Origin of the sequence: Mycoplasmoides gallisepticum, assembly GCF_900476085.1 — a bacterium.
GTDB classification, from domain to species: domain Bacteria; phylum Bacillota_I; class Bacilli_A; order Mycoplasmatales; family Mycoplasmoidaceae; genus Mycoplasmoides; species Mycoplasmoides gallisepticum.
The window spans coordinates 698,794-715,653 of sequence record NZ_LS991952.1; the positions used below are offsets into that span (position 1 = coordinate 698,794).

General features: G+C 32.4%; 19 protein-coding genes. 8 read left to right on the plus strand and 11 right to left on the minus strand.

Going from position 1 to position 16,860, the window contains the following annotated elements:
• Positions 1-45: 45 nt before the first annotated feature.
• A complete protein-coding gene (locus tag D2833_RS02915; protein ID WP_014886155.1) occupies positions 46-639 on the minus strand; it encodes an FMN-dependent NADH-azoreductase in 594 nt (197 codons plus the stop codon).
• Positions 640-1,447: 808 nt separating this feature from the next.
• On the opposite strand from D2833_RS02915, the gene D2833_RS02920 reads away from it, so the two are divergent.
• The gene (locus tag D2833_RS02920; protein ID WP_027333129.1) at positions 1,448-2,326 is read left to right on the plus strand and encodes an MG_279/MG_280 family protein; all 879 of its coding nucleotides are present in this window, start codon (positions 1,448-1,450) and stop codon (positions 2,324-2,326) included.
• Positions 2,327-2,395: 69 nt separating this feature from the next.
• On the opposite strand, the gene D2833_RS02925 is transcribed toward D2833_RS02920, so the two are convergent.
• Complete coding sequence (locus D2833_RS02925; protein WP_027333128.1) at positions 2,396-3,637, minus strand: AAA family ATPase; 1,242 nt, start codon at positions 3,635-3,637, stop codon at positions 2,396-2,398.
• Positions 3,615-4,436 carry a 16S rRNA (cytidine(1402)-2'-O)-methyltransferase gene (gene rsmI, locus D2833_RS02930; protein ID WP_014886158.1) on the minus strand — a complete coding sequence of 274 codons (822 nt, stop codon included), beginning with the start codon at positions 4,434-4,436 and terminating at the stop codon, positions 3,615-3,617. The genes D2833_RS02925 and rsmI overlap by 23 nt, the downstream gene beginning before the upstream one ends.
• A 64-nt stretch (positions 4,437-4,500) precedes the next feature.
• Between rsmI and D2833_RS02935 the strand changes: the two genes are divergently transcribed.
• The gene (locus tag D2833_RS02935; RefSeq protein WP_027333127.1) at positions 4,501-5,811 is read left to right on the plus strand and encodes a hypothetical protein; all 1,311 of its coding nucleotides are present in this window, start codon (positions 4,501-4,503) and stop codon (positions 5,809-5,811) included.
• Between the two features lie 64 nt (positions 5,812-5,875).
• Here the strand turns inward: D2833_RS02935 and D2833_RS02940 are convergent, their stop codons facing one another.
• Both D2833_RS02940 and rpmB read right to left on the minus strand, forming a co-directional pair.
• Positions 5,876-6,289, minus strand: coding sequence for an OsmC family protein (locus tag D2833_RS02940; RefSeq protein WP_027333126.1), 414 nt, complete (start codon positions 6,287-6,289; stop codon positions 5,876-5,878).
• An 89-nt stretch (positions 6,290-6,378) separates the two neighbouring features.
• Positions 6,379-6,573: a 50S ribosomal protein L28 gene (gene rpmB, locus D2833_RS02945; protein WP_011113782.1), complete on the minus strand. Its 195-nt coding sequence runs from the start codon at positions 6,571-6,573 to the stop codon at positions 6,379-6,381.
• A 77-nt stretch (positions 6,574-6,650) separates the two neighbouring features.
• Between rpmB and D2833_RS02950 the strand changes: the two genes are divergently transcribed.
• Positions 6,651-7,289, plus strand: coding sequence for a hypothetical protein (locus D2833_RS02950; RefSeq protein ID WP_027333125.1), 639 nt, complete (start codon positions 6,651-6,653; stop codon positions 7,287-7,289).
• 86 nt (positions 7,290-7,375) lie between these two features.
• Here D2833_RS02950 and D2833_RS02955 read toward each other — a convergent pair whose 3' ends face one another.
• From D2833_RS02955 to D2833_RS02980, 6 genes are all read right to left on the minus strand, one after another.
• Positions 7,376-8,464: a hypothetical protein gene (locus D2833_RS02955; protein WP_027333124.1), complete on the minus strand. Its 1,089-nt coding sequence runs from the start codon at positions 8,462-8,464 to the stop codon at positions 7,376-7,378.
• A 130-nt stretch (positions 8,465-8,594) separates the two neighbouring features.
• Positions 8,595-10,676: an elongation factor G gene (fusA, locus tag D2833_RS02960; protein ID WP_014574525.1), complete on the minus strand. Its 2,082-nt coding sequence runs from the start codon at positions 10,674-10,676 to the stop codon at positions 8,595-8,597.
• A gap of 14 nt (positions 10,677-10,690) precedes the next feature.
• Entirely contained in the window at positions 10,691-11,158 is a 468-nt protein-coding gene (gene rpsG / locus D2833_RS02965) for a 30S ribosomal protein S7 (RefSeq protein WP_011113787.1), read from the minus strand.
• 9 nt (positions 11,159-11,167) lie between these two features.
• Positions 11,168-11,593 (minus strand): 30S ribosomal protein S12, encoded by a 426-nt coding sequence (gene rpsL, locus D2833_RS02970; RefSeq protein ID WP_011113788.1) that lies wholly within the window; start codon positions 11,591-11,593, stop codon positions 11,168-11,170.
• Positions 11,594-11,612: 19 nt separating this feature from the next.
• Positions 11,613-12,236, minus strand: a complete 624-nt coding sequence (rpsD, locus tag D2833_RS02975; RefSeq protein ID WP_027333123.1) for a 30S ribosomal protein S4 — start codon at positions 12,234-12,236, stop codon at positions 11,613-11,615.
• A 353-nt stretch (positions 12,237-12,589) separates the two neighbouring features.
• The gene (locus D2833_RS02980) at positions 12,590-14,446 is read right to left on the minus strand and encodes a hypothetical protein (protein ID WP_027333122.1); all 1,857 of its coding nucleotides are present in this window, start codon (positions 14,444-14,446) and stop codon (positions 12,590-12,592) included.
• Between the two features lie 285 nt (positions 14,447-14,731).
• On the opposite strand from D2833_RS02980, the gene D2833_RS04275 reads away from it, so the two are divergent.
• The 5 genes from D2833_RS04275 to D2833_RS04360 all read left to right on the plus strand — a co-directional run bounded on the left by D2833_RS04275 (position 14,732) and on the right by D2833_RS04360 (position 16,749).
• Positions 14,732-14,929 (plus strand): hypothetical protein, encoded by a 198-nt coding sequence (locus tag D2833_RS04275; protein ID WP_225306150.1) that lies wholly within the window; start codon positions 14,732-14,734, stop codon positions 14,927-14,929.
• Positions 14,916-15,080 carry a hypothetical protein gene (locus D2833_RS04280; protein WP_225306151.1) on the plus strand — a complete coding sequence of 55 codons (165 nt, stop codon included), beginning with the start codon at positions 14,916-14,918 and terminating at the stop codon, positions 15,078-15,080. The genes D2833_RS04275 and D2833_RS04280 overlap by 14 nt, the downstream gene beginning before the upstream one ends.
• A gap of 134 nt (positions 15,081-15,214) precedes the next feature.
• Complete coding sequence (locus tag D2833_RS04285; protein ID WP_225306595.1) at positions 15,215-15,832, plus strand: hypothetical protein; 618 nt, start codon at positions 15,215-15,217, stop codon at positions 15,830-15,832.
• A 74-nt stretch (positions 15,833-15,906) separates the two neighbouring features.
• Entirely contained in the window at positions 15,907-16,323 is a 417-nt protein-coding gene (locus D2833_RS02995) for a hypothetical protein (RefSeq protein ID WP_231992403.1), read from the plus strand.
• 291 nt (positions 16,324-16,614) lie between these two features.
• Positions 16,615-16,749 carry a hypothetical protein gene (locus D2833_RS04360; RefSeq protein ID WP_261974301.1) on the plus strand — a complete coding sequence of 45 codons (135 nt, stop codon included), beginning with the start codon at positions 16,615-16,617 and terminating at the stop codon, positions 16,747-16,749.
• Positions 16,750-16,860 lie beyond the last annotated feature (111 nt).

Here is a 16,860-nt window from a genome sequence, read left to right on the forward strand (position 1 = left end):
TTAATTAATAGACCGTATATATTTTATACTAATTAATCAAATAGATTAGAAATTTTTTGCTTTTTCTTTAATAAGCGCTAGATTAGGTTCTACAATTTCTTTTGGTTGCTTGTTTAAGTATTCAACTTTTGTTCCTGCAACTTTGATACTGTCAACCTTAGCACCAATGAATTCAAACACACCCTTTAGTAAAACTGTTACGTCAGCAAATGCGTATCAACCTTCAGGTGCGCCTTGGGTGTTAATAATCATTACTTTTAAGTGATCAATTAAACCAATTGATCCACCTTTTTTTGAATATTTATAGCTAAAGGTTTTGTTAGCTACACAAATTTTATCAAGTCAATTCTTAAGAGTTGCTGGATAATTGAAATTAGTCATCGGAGCAATTACTACTAATTTATCAACACTTTTAATCTGGTTAATTAATGGGTCAACGTTTTCATCCTTAAAGTGTTCCTTAGAATTTTTAGAAGTTAAAGTCATTGATGCTTTATCTAATTCGTTTAGGTCCAATCAGCTAACTTGATCAGATGGGTTTAGTTTTAAATATTCAGATTCGAATGATTTTGCTAATTGATAAGAAAAGCTAGCTTCGTTAGCTACTGGAGAAGCATTAATGAAAAGTACTTTGCTCATGATTCCTCTTTTTAGTAAATTAAAAATTAAGTTAAGTACCTATATTATACGACGAAGCAGTTAATATTTTTGTTTTGTACATTAAATTCTTAAGGTTTTTGTTCACTCATCATAAATTAGAAAATTCGATGCTCTAATTAAGCATATGTCCCTCACATTTACTCTAATAAAAACCTATTGGTTTTTTTTGGTAAAAACAAAGTTAGTATTCAAAATCTATTAAAAAAAACACGGTAAATTTAATAAAAAAAGAAGTATTTATATTTAGTTACTTTAATTAATTTTTACGGTCGTAATTTTGCTTTTCAGTTAAATAATGCGTTTGAAAGGTAAGTTCTTCAATTTAGTAATATAGTTCTTTGCAAACCATTATATAATCGACATCGATATTCACTCACAACTAAATATTGCTTTATTACAACTCTATCCATTAGATATCTTATTCGAATATTTCTTTTAGACTATTAAACATAAAAAAAGGTTATTTTTACCGTATTTTTCTAAAAAATTTAAAATTTTTAATGAATAAAAAACACATAGTAATAAAGCGATCTATCTAGAATTTTCGATATAAATATATCCTCTAAAAATTGAGTTTGCTGAACGACTAAATACTTATAATTAAGCTTAGTTTTTACTGTAATGGATTTAGTGCTGTGTGATTGTTAATTTGTTATAATTAAACATTACTAGCCATATTAAGAATATTCAGTTGTTAGGCTATATTTGATAAATAATTTTTTATAATCTTGATATTCAAAGTTGTTACTGAAAAGAAATTAACAAAAAATTAGATATTTGTTTAAACATGGTTAAATTTTTTAATAAAGTAATCAGAAGATTAATATATATTGTGGGAATTGTCGTTGTGTTACTAATGGGCGGTATTGGCGTAACGGGTTATGTCTTTCATGATAATATTTCTACTTATTACAAAAATTTTCAAGATAGAAATAACAGTTTACTTAACCAAACTCGCCAAATATTAATTGATGTTCAAAGAATAACATCTAATCCTGAAATAAACACGATTCCAACGAGGATTAATAATGCGATAAATACTGTTGATGAGAGTTTAGGGCGATTCAAAACTACAATAAGTAACACCAAAAATAACGTAGCTTCAGTAGAACAATCTATACAAGAAATAAAAGATTCTTTAAAAAGAAATGAGCTTACTTTCAGAACTTTTGCTCGTAGAGAATATGACGATGTAATGCGTAGATTAGATGAATTCCAAACTACCGCAAGAAATCTAAATAACGAAGTTATTCCAAATGCTGAGAAAATTCTAGATAATGTATCAATGGGTCTTGATGGCGCTAGAAAACTACATGACATCATTAACATTTCAGAACTACTTAAGAATGTTGATAAAACTGTAGTGCCAATTAGCAATATCATAAACGGATTACTTAAAATTAATAACGCTGTTAGTTCTGATCAATTCTCTGAAAACTTAAAATTAGTGTCTTTAATCTTAATGACTGTTAGCTTATCATTATTATCTTTAGGTGCCCTTACTTTAATATTAAGACTTATCTTCTATAGATCTATTAATGGGTATGTTGTTAAGAGATCTAAAGCTAAACAACAATTAGCAGATTTTTTTGAAAAGGCTTGCAAAATTTATCCAGAACTTTCTAACGAAATTAAGAAAGATGTAGAACACCTTCAATCAAGTTAATAAAAACTTGAGATAAATAAAAATACCCTATAAAAGGGTATTTTTTTATGCCTAAAAGAAACTTTTTGACTATTTAGCTTTTCTTCATTTTAACCAATAATCATTCATTAACTTCTCGTTATAGTTGTGGGCTTGCTTAATATAATATTTTTTATTCCTAATTTCTCTAGGTAAATAATCCTGGCTTACCCAGTGGCTGTCATAGTTATGAGGGTTTTTGTATTTTTGCATATTATTCAATGGGCTTGATAGATTAATTGGATTCTTCTTAATATGTCAAGGAACATCTTGAATATTACCATTAGCAACTTCTACTAAAGCATCAGAAATCGCCTCGTAAGCACTACTAGATTTTTCAGATAAAGCCATCTCTATGACAATGCTACTTAAAATTTGGTTAGCTTCTGGGAACCCCACCTCTTTTGCTGCTTGAGTAGCTAAATAAACCCGTGAACATAAATCAGGATTTGCTAACCCTATATCTTCATAAGCACAAGCGATTAATCTTCTAGAAATTGTTATTAAATCTTTTGTAGCAATTAGTTGAGCTAAATAGTAAACAGCAGCATCTGGATCAGACCCTCTAATAGATTTTTGTAACGCAGATTTAAGGTCATGAAAAGTGTCACCATATGATGCTAAAGAAACATTGTTGTCAATGACATTTTTTAAAATTTCTTGGGTAATTTCAATATTTTTATAATAAATGTCTAACAATTCAATAATGTTGATACCTTTACGTAAATCACCGTTAACCATGTTAGCAATTTTATACAAAATATCATCGTTAATTGTTGTGATATTTTTTTGTTGAACAATCTTTTTATATCCTTCAAAAAGTTCTATACTTGTGGGGTTAACTAATTCAATAGTGTGAACTCTAGAACGGATTGCTGGATTGATAGTGAAGTAAGGATTTTCAGTTGTTATCCCAAATAAAATGAATGACTTAGCATCTAACCCTTTAATTAGAAGATCTTGCTTATCTCTATGTAATCTATGAATTTCATCTATGATGATTATGCATTGATTTAAATCCTTAGCCTTGCTGATAAACTGTTTTAGTTCTTGTAAACTGTCACTAGCAGAATTAAACGAAAAACTAGGTAAGTTCATCTCTGAAATCAAAATATTACATAAAGTTGTTTTACCTATTCCAGGTTCACCAGTCACTAATAAAGAATATGGTTTTCTAAGCTCAATCATTCTTCTTAAAATTCCATATTCATGTAATAAATGTTTTTGACCAATAATATCTTCGATAGATTTAGGTTGATAAAAAAGTTCTTTATTTTTCGATACAAAAAGCATATAGTGATGAACTCTTTAAATTATATTTATCAGCTAAATATTTGCATGCATCCTTCGACCGCATATTGTACTTAATTAAGGTATTTAACTCTCTAATAATTTCTTCGTTTATTTCGTTCTCTTGTTTAATATTTCTTTTATTAATTAAAATTACAAATTCACCTTTATACTCAATTTTACCGATGATTTCGCTAATTTTTCCAAAATAAAGCGATTCAAATTTTTTTGTTAATTCTCTGGCTACACAAACTTCTAAATCAGGGAAATTCTCGTTAATAATTTCTAAAGTATTTTTAATTCTATGAACTGATTCATAATAAATCAGCGTGGTGTCGTACTTCAGTTTTTCATTGAGCTCGTTAATGATTTCTTGTTTCTTGTAACCAAAAAAACCGCCGTAATAAAATTGGGAACTTTCAAAACCGCTAGTTGCTAATGCACACAAGGCCGCATTAGAACCATTAATGCAAATAATCTGGTTAAAATCGATACTTCTTAAATAACTTACCAGTTTTTGCCCTGGGTCATTTATGCACGGAAACCCAGCATCACTAACTAATCCAACATCATAATTTTTTAACTGTTCTTGAATCATGCTAAATCTATTAGTTTCATTAAACTTGTGATAACTAATCAGCTTCTTATCTCTAAAATTTATATTTAGCAAATTTAGTAATTTTTTAAAATTATCCGTATTTTCACAATAAATGATCTCTAATTGATTTAATATCTCTAATGCTCGATGATTAATTTCACTAAGATTACCGATAGGTAATCCCACTAAGTACAAGGCCGACATATTATAATTTTAGTTCTAAAAAATTTAATATTGATAAAATCAAATCGCTGTAAATTGTTTAACAATGACAAAATATATCGAAAATAATGCGCTTAGTACCTATACATTCAACCCAAAAGGTTTAAAAGCAATTATTTTTATAGGTGTCTTTAGTTCGTTAATTTCAATCGGATTTTTAGTAATAGGTGGCGACGTTTCGCTAGGATTTAAAGTCTTCTTTAACTTTATCTGATATCCCTTTATTGGTTTGGGATATTGTATCTCCGCACTAGCTATTGGTTTTGATGTCTATACCCATAGACATCTTACTTTTAAACAGTACGTTTATAAAAACAGGTTCTTTTATCTCTGTTTTTATTTTTGTGCTGCTATTAGTATTATCGTTTTTATCATCACCTTATCGGTTTTAAGAAGTACTAATAGTCATCTGGTAGAACTAGGAATTTTGGCTAATAAAAATGATCCGTTTTTAGGGTGAGGCACTAATCCTAAAAACTGATATGGATTCGTCTTTTTATATACATTAGTGCCTCTAGCTAACTACAATGTCATTGGGACAACATTCGTAGTCACGTTGTTTTGATTCAATTTATTTGGATTCTTAATTATTAATTTCCTAAATAGAGTTGGCTTTTTCTGAAACACATTCCTAATTGTTATCTTAGTTACATATTGTTTTTTCTCTCACCTGTGCTTATCTGTAGCAACTGAAAACACAGAGATTGGTAAGAATAACCCATGACTTTTTAAAATCTTTAGGTATAGCGGAATCATTAACACTATGACCTTATTTTACTTTGGGTTGTACATGATAAAATACATGAGGATTTGAAAATTCAAATACTCTGTTGCAACATTAGTTGTTTTAATCGTATCAGCAATCGTTGCTCAAACTGTTTTAGACTTTACCTACTATAAAAAGATCGCATTCGATTTTATCTTAGCTAACGCTTATGCTTCACCATTAATCTTAATCTTATCTTGATTATGATTAAATACCTTTTTAGGTTACAACTTAGAGAATAAGAAATCTAAGTCGAAGTTTATCCATCGATTCAACCGGTTTACTAACCATATTGGTTTTTGCTATCCAATCTGATTCCAACTAGTGGGATGAACATCAACCTTTATCTTTGGTTATTTATTTATTAATATCATCGCTAAGGTTGATATCAACCCTTCATGATACCAAGGTTTGCGATTATCATTTAAATTAAATGCTTATCAGAATAATGTGATCTTTATTAGCTTAATGTTCTTTAATATGTTCGTTGTGCCGGTGGCATATTACTACCCGGCTAAGTTTATGGTTTATCTTTTAAATAAGATTGATCATAAGATCAAAACCAAACATAAAAACCAAGTAAATAAATAAAAAGATGAGCTTTTGATAGCTCATCTTTAGTTTTTATTAAATCTGATTGGTAACTTTTAAAATACTATTTTAAAGTGAATTTCTCATCAACTACGATTCTTCCAGATAATGAGTTGAATACTGGACAAACCTTGTGAGCGTATTTAATAATTTCTTTTACTTCTTCTAATGATTTGTTAGATTTAACAACTCATTCGATTTCGATCTTTCTTAAACCGTAGTATTCATCTTGAGGTTCAGGGTCTCTTCAAGCTTGAACTTTCATTTCTAGATCTTCAAGTTGTAAACCGAATAGTTTTGGACCATAATAACTGATCACACTTAGTTCGCAACCCATTAAACCGTTCATCATTAGTTCTAATGGAGATGGTCCTTTAGTTGCTGATGAATCCATTAATAGTTCATGCTTGGGAGTTTTACCTGTCACTGTGCGATCAGGATTTAATTTTGCTGTAAATGCGTATTCTTTTTTAGCCATAATATATAATTTTTCTTATTTTTTTATAACATAATAATAAAAAACTAGCGTTATATTACGCTAGTTTTACTATTTAATTTAAATGAAAACTATGCCAATAGGTCTAGTTTTCTTAATGTTCTGATCGTTCTAGCTGAAACTTTAACAGTTAATGTACCACGATCAGTTTTTACTTTAACTTTTTGTAGGTTTAAGTTTCAACGACGCTTGGTAATGTTTAAAGCATGAGAACGATTATTTCCTGCTAAAGGACCAAGCCCGGTTAGATCATCTCTACGAGCCATATTTAATTTATTATTTTTATACCTTAACTATTTTAACATATCAGCAATAGTTTTTTTAAATATTTTAAAATCTTCTTATGCTTAAGAAATTAACTATCAACCAGGTTGATCATAAACTAGTCAACCAGATTGCAAAACTTATTTTTAATAAGTTTAACCTACATAAGAATATCATCCCGTTTTTATTAAAGCATAAGATTGAAAAACTATTTACTTACTGAGCTTTAATGAAAGCAACGATGGTTATTGTTGATCAAGCTAATAAGAACATCTTAATCTATTCAGATAACCCTGATCAGATTAATAAGAAATACCAGCAAGAATATATTAACTTAATGAACACTTTTCAATACGTTGAAACCAACGATGAGAAAAGTGCAACGACATCAATCATTCACCGTTTTAAATCCTTATTATCACGCTATGAAACATTGATGTTAAATCAAGAAGTAGCAACTGATATCAAAAACTTGAATCAGATCTTATTATTACTGAGTGATGATCAGTCGTTCTTAAATAATGCTAAAGAACTAATCCAATCTGAACAAGAGCTATTTGCTTTTAGTGCTTCACATCTTAATTATCTTGATTATGAAAATAACAAGATGTATCAGATCATCAATATCCCTTTAATGATTAATAATATGCAAATTAAAGATGTCAATCAAGAAGATGTTGTGATCTATCTTTATTCAACAAAACAAGCGGTTGATTAATAAATTTACTTACAAATAATAAAAAAAAACAGTTCATTTTCTAGGAAATGAACTGTTTTCAAATTTAGAGCTAATCTATTGGTTAATTAAGCTCGATTTGGTCCTCCATTTGGTCTTGGACCCATTGGCCGTGGGCCTTGAGGATTATTTGGCTTTGGACGTGGTCCTGGCTGGTTAGCTTGTGGGCTGTTAGGTCTGACACCAGCTGGTTGAGGACGAGGATTGCCTTGAGGGTTCATTGGTCTTGGACCTTGTTGGTTTTGTGGACCATTTGGCATTGGTCTTGGTTGGTTAGATCTACCAGCTCCCATTGGACGTGGGCCAGCTGGTTGAGGACGTGGTTGAGAATTTTGTGGGCTGTTAGGTCTGACACCAGCTGGTTGAGGACGAGGATTGCCTTGAGGGTTCATTGGTCTTGGACCTTGTTGGTTTTGTGGACCATTTGGCATGGGTCTTGGTTGGTTAGATCCACCAGCTCCCATTGGACGTGGGCCAGCTTGTTGAGGACGTGGTTGACCTGGATGAGCATTCATCGGACGTGGTCCGTGTTGTGAATGACCAGCTTGGTTTGGACCTAATAACTTAGGACTACCCATTGGTAAAGGAGCTGGACGCATTCCCGTTGGTTGTTGACTAGGAGGTAATAAATCACCTTGAGCTTCTTCAGTACCTGCAGCTTGAGTAGTGCTAGCTACATCAGTTGTTACTAATTGTGTGCCAATTAATCGTTCAGTCTTAACTTCAGCTTGTTGAGTTGGAGTGGCTTCAACATTTTCTTCAGCTTGTTCTTCTTGTGCCACTTCTTCTTCTTCAGCATCTTGAAGTGCAGTAAGCATTTCATTTGTTTTACGTCTAGTTTTAACAAAGAATGTTGCACCTAATGCAAGTAATACAATCCCTACTACAAGTCCAGCAGCTGCTCCTGTAATCTGTAAGTAACCAAGTGTACTTAGTTGGTAATTTGGTAACATGTTGATTAAGAAGGCAAACGTACTAATCTTTTTAGTTGTTGTGACTTCTTGGCCATTCATCATCTCTGTAACTTCTACTGAGTTAATTGGGCTTGCTATAACTGCTGTTAGTGCAATCCCTGACAATAGAATAAGAGCCCCAATAGCCATTAAAACCATCGATATGATCTTATGTTTTTTTAATTTATTTAACTCTTGCCCCATTTTAGTATGTTTCTTGTATCACTATCTGTAATTTTTTATAGATACGCTATCTTGTAGATATTCTAAATAATTAAAAAGATGTTTTGCACAAAAATTCGAAAATATATAGATATTTTTGTCCTTAAAATAGCTATGCTGTTTTATTCTTTTTAGCTTTGTCTTCAATAACCTTTTCAACAACTGATTTTGGTGCTTCAGCGTAGTGTGAGAATTGCATGATGTAATTACCACGACCTTGGGTAAATGATCTTAGATCAGTCGCATAACCAAACATCTCACTTAAAGGAACTTTAGCTTTAATTACTTGAACATTATCACGTGATTCAGTTCCTTCAATCATTCCTCTTCTTGAAGAGATATCACCCATTGTGTCTCCGAAGTACTGTTCAGGAACAGTTACTTCGATCGCCATAATTGGTTCTAATAATGCTGGTTGACAACGTTTACCAGCTTCTTTTAATGCCATTGAAGCAGCAATCTTATAAGCCATTTCATTTGAGTCGACATCGTGGTATGAACCATCAAATAAACTAGCTTTAATATCGATCATCGGATAACCAGCTAATGGACCGTTGTTCATAGCAGCCTCTAGACCTGCTTTAACTGATTTAATGTATTCTTTAGGAATCTTACCACCAACGATCTTATCTTCGAATTCAAAACCTTTATCGTGGTTAGGTTCAAAAGTAATCACAACGTGACCGTATTGACCACGACCACCTGATTGCTTAATGTATTTACCTTCAACATCAGCTTTGGCTTTTAAAGTTTCACGATAACTTACTTGTGGAGCACCAACATTAACATCAACTTTAAATTCACGTCTTAAACGGTCAACTAAGATATCAAGGTGTAATTCCCCCATCCCAGCAATAATCGTTTGACCAGTTTCTTCATCAGTGTATGTTCTAAACGTTGGGTCTTCTTCAGCTAACTTAGATAATGAGATCCCCATCTTTTCTTGGTCAGCTTTTGTCTTTGGTTCAACTGCTAATGAGATAACAGGTTGAGCAAAGGTCATTGATTCTAATGTTAGATTTTGGTTTTCTGAAGCGATTGTATCACCAGTTGTAGTATCTTTTAATCCCACGATCGCACAGATATCACCAGCGCGAATCTCATCGATCTCATCACGTTGCTGAGCGTGCATCTTCACAATTCTTGATACTCTTTCTTTCTTGTCTTTAGTGGTATTAATCACATAAGAACCTGAAGTTAGAACACCAGAGTAAACTCGAACAAAGGTTAGACGACCAACAAACGGGTCAGTAGCCACTTTAAATGCTAGACCAACAAATGGTGCATCATCACTAGTAGGGATCTGTACTTCTTCACCAACTTTATAACCTTTTGCTGGAGGTACATCGATTGGTGAAGGTAAGTAGTCAACCACAGCATCTAATAAAGGTTTAACCCCTTTATTCTTAAATGCAGTACCACATAAAACTGGGAATAAAGTTGATGAAACAACACCTTTTCTAATACAAGATTTAATCTCTGCTTTAGAGATCTCTTGACCATCTAGGTATTTTTCCATTACTGCTTCATCAAAAGTCACAATCTCATCTAACATATGATTGTGCGCTTTTTTTGCTTCTTCTAAGTATTCTGCAGGAATCTCTTTAGTTTCATAGTTTTCATTCTCACCACCATCAAAGAAGTAAGCTTTCATCTCAACTAAATCAATGATTCCAACAAAATCATTTTCAGCTCCAATTGGTAATTGGATCGGAACTGATTTAACACCTAGTCTTGAGTGGATTGAGTCAACTGATCTTTGGAAGTTAGCCCCGGTTTTGTCCATCTTGTTAACAAACACTATTCTAGGTACTTCGTATCGACTAGCTTGACGTCAAACTGTTTCAGTTTGAGGTTCTACACCCATTTGGGCATCTAATACTGCTACTGCACCATCTAACACTCTTAGTGAACGTTCAACTTCAACCGTAAAGTCAACGTGTCCAGGAGTATCAATTAAGTTAAGTTGGCAGTCTTTTCAAGTAACTGAAGTCGCTGCAGATGTAATAGTAATCCCACGCTCTTTTTCTTGGGCCATCCAGTCCATTACTGATGCCCCATCGTGAGTTTCACCGATCTTATGGGTTTTTCCAGAGTGGAATAAAATTCTTTCAGAAGTTGTTGTTTTACCAGCATCAATGTGCGCCATGATACCGAAATTTCTGAACTTTTCTAAAGGATATTGTCTTGCCATAAATATTTCTTAAATTACATTCTCATATGAGCAAACGCTTTATTAGCTTCTGCCATCTTGTGCGTATCTTCACGTTTTTTCACTGAAGCTCCAGTGTTATTTGAAGCATCAATAATTTCGTTAGCAATCTTATCTAACATTGTTTTTTCATGACGTTTTCTTGAAAGTGTTACTAATCATCTAAGCGCTAAAGTAACTTTTCTTTCAGGACTTACATCAGTAGGCACTTGGTAGTTAGCACCCGCAATTCGACGAACTTTAAGTTCAAGTCTTGGCATAATGTTTTCTACTGCTTTGTTGAAGATTTCTAACGGATCTTTTTGGGTTTTTTGAGCAATTAGATCAAATGAACCGTATAAAATCTTCTGAGCAATCCCTTTTTTACCATCCAACATGATCGCATTGATTGCTCTAGTAACCAGTACTGAGTTATAAACTGGGTCTGGTAATACTTTTCTTTTTTCTGCTCGATTCTTACGCATATCTTAGTCCTATTTCTTCTTATCTGCCTTTGGACGTTTTGCACCATATGCAGAACGTTGTTGTCTTCTTTTATCTACACCAGTTGTATCTAAAGTACCACGAACGATATGATATCTTACCCCTGGTAAGTCCTTAACACGGCCACCTCTGATTAGAACAACTGAGTGTTCTTGTAAGTTATGACCTTCACCTGGGATATAAGCTAATACTTCCATACCATTAGTTAGTTTTACCTTAGCGTACTTACGTAACGCCGAGTTAGGTTTTTTAGGTGTCATGGTTCCCACACGGGTACATACACCACGTTTGAATGGTGATGATTTACTAGTCACCTTCTTTTCAAGAGTGTTTAAATTAACTTGCAAAGCAGGAGATTTGGATTTCTTAACCTTGTGTCTTCTTGGTTTTCTAATTAATTGTGCAATTGTTGCCATCTGTGTATTTATCTCCTAACTATTTAACTAAACGTTTGTAGTACTCTACAACGTATGTTTCATTAACATCAGCAGGTAGTTCATTACGTTCTGGATATCTAACATAAGTTCCTGATAACGCTTTTTTGTTAACTTCAACAAATGGAGCTACAGCTTTAGATTCTAAAGCTAATTTTACTAATGGTAAATTGTGTGCTCTTGGTTTTAGTTCAACTACTGAACCTAAACTAATTAAAGCACTTGGAATATCAAAGGTTTTGCCATTAACTAAAACGTGACCATGACTAACTAGTTGTCTAGCCCCTCTTCTAGTTGGCGCAAACCCCATTCTGAAAACTAGATTATCTAATCTAGATTCTAGCGTTCTAAATAAGTTCATGGTTAAGATCCCACTCATCTTTTTAGATACGGCAAATAATCTTCTGAACTGACGGTCGTTTAAACCATACATGAATTGCATCTTTTGCTTTTCTTGTAATTGTTCACCGTAGTTAGATAATTTAGGACGGATTAAAGACCCGTGTTGTCCAGGAACTTTAACACCTTTTTTTGATTTATTATTCGTAAATTCTTTACCAGATTCAAGAATTGAAAAATTCAATCTTCTGGCTTTACGATAAATGCTGCCTGTATAACGTGACATTTATATGAAAATCCTTGTTTATGTGAATTGTTTTTAGTACACGCAAACAAACAAGATATATAAAACTAATTCTTAAATAATAAAAAGGTGTTAAGCGTTTTCAGTATAATCAGCCTACCTAGTAACGAACGTAATAGCTTGTTAATTGTTAAGCTATTACGCACCCTTTGTTTTAGTTTAATATTAGTTTGCTGAACGTGCAGTATATATTATATAACAAAATGCTATTTCTAATTCAAATATTTACAAATTTGAATTAGTTAATAATCCCTTGATCAAATAAATTAGGAATTATTAGCTTATTTTAATTTTGTTATTAGAGAGTTTTAATAATATAAAAGATCTTTTAATGATTAAAGTGCAGTGTTAACGTAGAAGCTAAATTCTTGAGCACCTTCACCCATAGAAGCTAATCTAGCTTGGTTATCAGATGTAATTGATCTTACCATTTGGTTTAGGTAGAATGCAGATCTCTTGTCTTGACCAGCACCGTTTTTAGGTAAGCTTGCAGTTGCAGCTACTAATCTCTTAAGTTCAATTTTAACTTCAGTGAATAAATCTGTATCTGCTGCATCAGAAGTGCTAGCAGCGGTTAATTTATCAATTTCAGTATCGTTTAAACCATTTAGAGCTTGACTGTTAACAAAGATACCAACACCTTCCATTCATGTTGTGTTAGTCATTTTGTAAACATTGATGAAGTCGCTTAAGCTAGTGTAATTTGCAGAAACTAGAGTTTTAACATCATCTAATTGAGTTTTAAGATCGTTTACAGAGCGGAATAAACCTTTAACAGCAAATCCTGGCATGTTGGCAGAATTACCATAAAGAGCGTTCACTAATCTTGTTAATATAGGTTTTGAAGTTTCATTAGCTTTAGCAGCAGCCATTTCTAATTTAGATTGTTGGTTGTTTGTTTTTGTAACGATTGGACTATTTGCTCATTGATCAGTTTGTGCTTTAACATCGTTTAAAGCTTTAACAGTTTCATCGTATCTTTGTTTGATTGTTGAATTTTTATTAACGTTAGTTAATAGTAAAGTTTCAAGACCTTCTCTATTAGTTGAAGGTGTAGTTAATAAAACTGCATTAATTGCACCATCAATAATTCTTAGTTCACGGCTGATTAATAGAGCAGTAATGTTTCCGAATAATTGGAAGACGTTTTGATCTGTTGTATTCATAGCAAATTGCCCACCTAAGAAACCATTTAAAGCTTCAAAGAATCTAGCTAAGTCGTTGTATGAATTACCTGCAACTGGTTTAGCAAAATTATAAACATCTACGTTCATTAATTTATAAAGAGTGCTTAAACCTTGATTAGCTTCAGCTAATTCTTCAAAACTCTTCTTAGTTGTATCAAAAGTTTTAGATTGACCTAGTGCTGTCCCCAATGCGTTGTAAACTGTAAATAGAGCTTTAGCCTTAGTTTCTAAGTCAGTCTTACCTGTTCTTAAATCTTCTAATGAAGCGGTACCGTCTCTTAAGTTTTTACTACCTTCAAATTTTAATACTTCATCAAATTTAGCTTTGAAATCCGTATAGAATTTCATTAATCCCATTTCTGCAGTAGTTTTTTCACTATTCATCTTAGCTTTTACAATTGCATCAAAATGCTTTCATACACCAGAAAGCATTGTCATCATAGCAGTCTCAGATGTTGATCCGCTAGCTGCAGTTCCAGCAGCTGCGCTTCCTTGTGTAGAACTACTTTGACTGCCACTATTTGAAGAAGATGCACCACTTCCACCAGCTGTGTTAGCTTGTGAAGAATCGCTTTGACCACTAGTATTTGAAGATGATCCGCCGCTTCCAGTAGATGTAGTTTCTCCTCCTTGAGAGCCACTTCCAGCACTGCTACTTGCAGAAGATCCACTGCTTCCAGATCCACCAGCAGCAGCAGTTCCTGTACCACCAGTATTACCAGTTCCTGTAGAAGCTTCAGCTCCAGCAGCTTCACTACCAGCAGCACCTGCAGCAGGAGCCATAGTAACAGTTGGAGCAGTTTTTGGCAACTGTAATGAATTTTCTACAACGTTTTTAACTTGGTTAATTGTTCCGATATTACCAAATGCTGCTTTTCTAAAATCAGCGTCTGCAGCAAAGTTGTATTTAGTTCTACTCATAGCTTCTGCACACGAAGTTAGTAAAACTCCACCCGCAAGAGGTAAAACAGCCCCTAAACTAAAAAATATTTTTGATCTTTTCATATTTACTATTATTTATTATTTTCTTATATTTGTTAATTAATTTCAAAAATTTGTTTACTTAATAATGCCAAAAAACAAAATTCTTTGTAACAATAAGCATATTCTAATCAAATATTGCTTCAGTTTGTATGAATTATTAAGTAAATTATACTCATTTAATATTCATTCCAAATTATCTATGATTTGATCTTTTAGACAGATAAATCTGATGAACATAACTAAATTATAGCAACATTATTCAGGTTTTTCAAACAATATATACATTATCTATATAGATAAGAAAAGTTGGTTTCATGTGGAAATAAAAATGAAACAAAAGAAGACAGCACAAATGAAACAGTAAAAACTGAAAAGACTTTAACTAATAAGAATGATGAAGCTGCAAGTGAGAACCAAAATCCAACTAATGAAGGCAGTTCTTCAACTAGTAATGATAAAAACACTAGTGAACAACCAAAACTAGTAAATAATGAAGCTTGTTAGTGAACAAAACAACGCGCAAACAGCTCCATCAGCTAAAAATAATGCTGAAAAAACTTTACTACTAGAATGAGTAGGACAATATGTCCAAAAAGCTAAAAACTTAGTTAGTGTAATTAGTTCTCATAGTGGTAGCGAAGAAAAAAAAGATTAGCTGATCAAATTAATTTATATTCGCAGATTCTTGAATCACAATATAAGCAAATTGGTTCAGCTAAAGATAGTGAAGTTGGATCATACAAATCAAATCTAAGTGCATATACAGCATACATCGATTAAGCATACAACTTGTATTCAAGTGATGTTAATTCTTCATCTGATCAAGGCAGACCAAAATCACAAGGAGAATTAGCCCTTGAAAAAGCTGAATCATGAGTTAGAGAATTAAAAATTAAAGCTCATCAGGTTGGAGATGCGGTTCAATATGCATCAGTTATGCAAAACATAAAGGCAATTGAAAATTCATTAGCTGATTATAAAGATAACCCTTCTTACCCAACAAACAGCGCTATTCTTAACGTTTACGTGTCAGATAGAGGACCAACCTTTAACACTTATCATGCTACCTTAGATCAAATCAATAAATATCAAGCATCAGTTCAAAAAGAAGTAGCTGCTCAAAAGGCTGCTGAACAAACATTTAACGCGATTCCAACAATCACTGGAAATAATAAAGGATCTGTTCAAACCCCTCAATATCAACCAAAATACAATGAAATTTTTAATGCTTTACTTAAAACATACGGAAGCGGTGAGCAGGGTGGTCTGTATAGCGATAGAGATAAATACGCTTACTACGACTCATTTATTAACGATCCTAAATTTGTTCAAACCGTTAATAAATATAAAGAGATGTTCAAAAAAGAACTTGAGGCTGGAAGAGGTGAATTCAGTAACTCGCTTTAGGGCAAATTAAATTAGATCCAAATGACATTGAAGTATTTAGACCACTTATTGCTTTTAATGATCATTATTCACATATGCGAACAGCTAACTACAACAAGCTTAGAGAAAAAATGAATCTTCCTTTATTTAAAGACTATTCAAAAATCTTTACAGAAGAAGATAAAGCAAAACTAATCTTACAAGGTCTATTAGGATCAATAAGAGGTGATTTAATTAGGGATAAAGCAGTTATAAGAGGCAGAGTTGTAACTACAGGTCACTCATATAATATTGGAACTGATAACGTGATGAAAAAACACCACCTTCTATATAGTGAAAACTACTATGGAAGTTACAACACACCAACTATTTCAACCAGAAATGTTGGACTTAGTGATGGTCTTTTAGCAACTAGAATGTTTAAAACGGTTTTAGGAGAAAAAGACTCTTTCAAAAACACCAGTTTTATCAAGGCGGGAAAGATACTTCAGATAACTGAGGTCACTTACTAAACGCTGTTACAGCTGAAAACGTTGGAGTCTATGGTACTGTTATAGCTCTTATAACCAAAACAAAAGATTATAACAAAGAATATCAAAACGGTTATGACGTAACGATTAATGATATGACTTTTAAAGCTTCACCAAAATAAAAATAACCTAACAAAAAACTCTACCAATTAAAGTAGAGTTTTTTTATTAATGTTTCATTAGTTCATCTAAGTTATTGTTTGAAGATATCAAATATAGTTACTTTCAATAAGCTCGAATTTTTTAAAATTAAACTATTTTAATTAAAGATTAATGTTTACAATTTGTATTATTTTAAGCGTAAATCCACAGCTTTCTCAGATCAATGCTTCACCTCTGTACATCACCTCTCCCAACCAAAACGCTTTAAACACTCATTACAACTATCTAAACCAACTTTTTAAGTAATAAAGATCTCAACTAACCAATATAAAGAGTAACTTCACTACCAAATTAAACAAATGATCTGAACAATCATTGATCCCAAGATCTCTTATCGATACAAATCTTATATAAAGA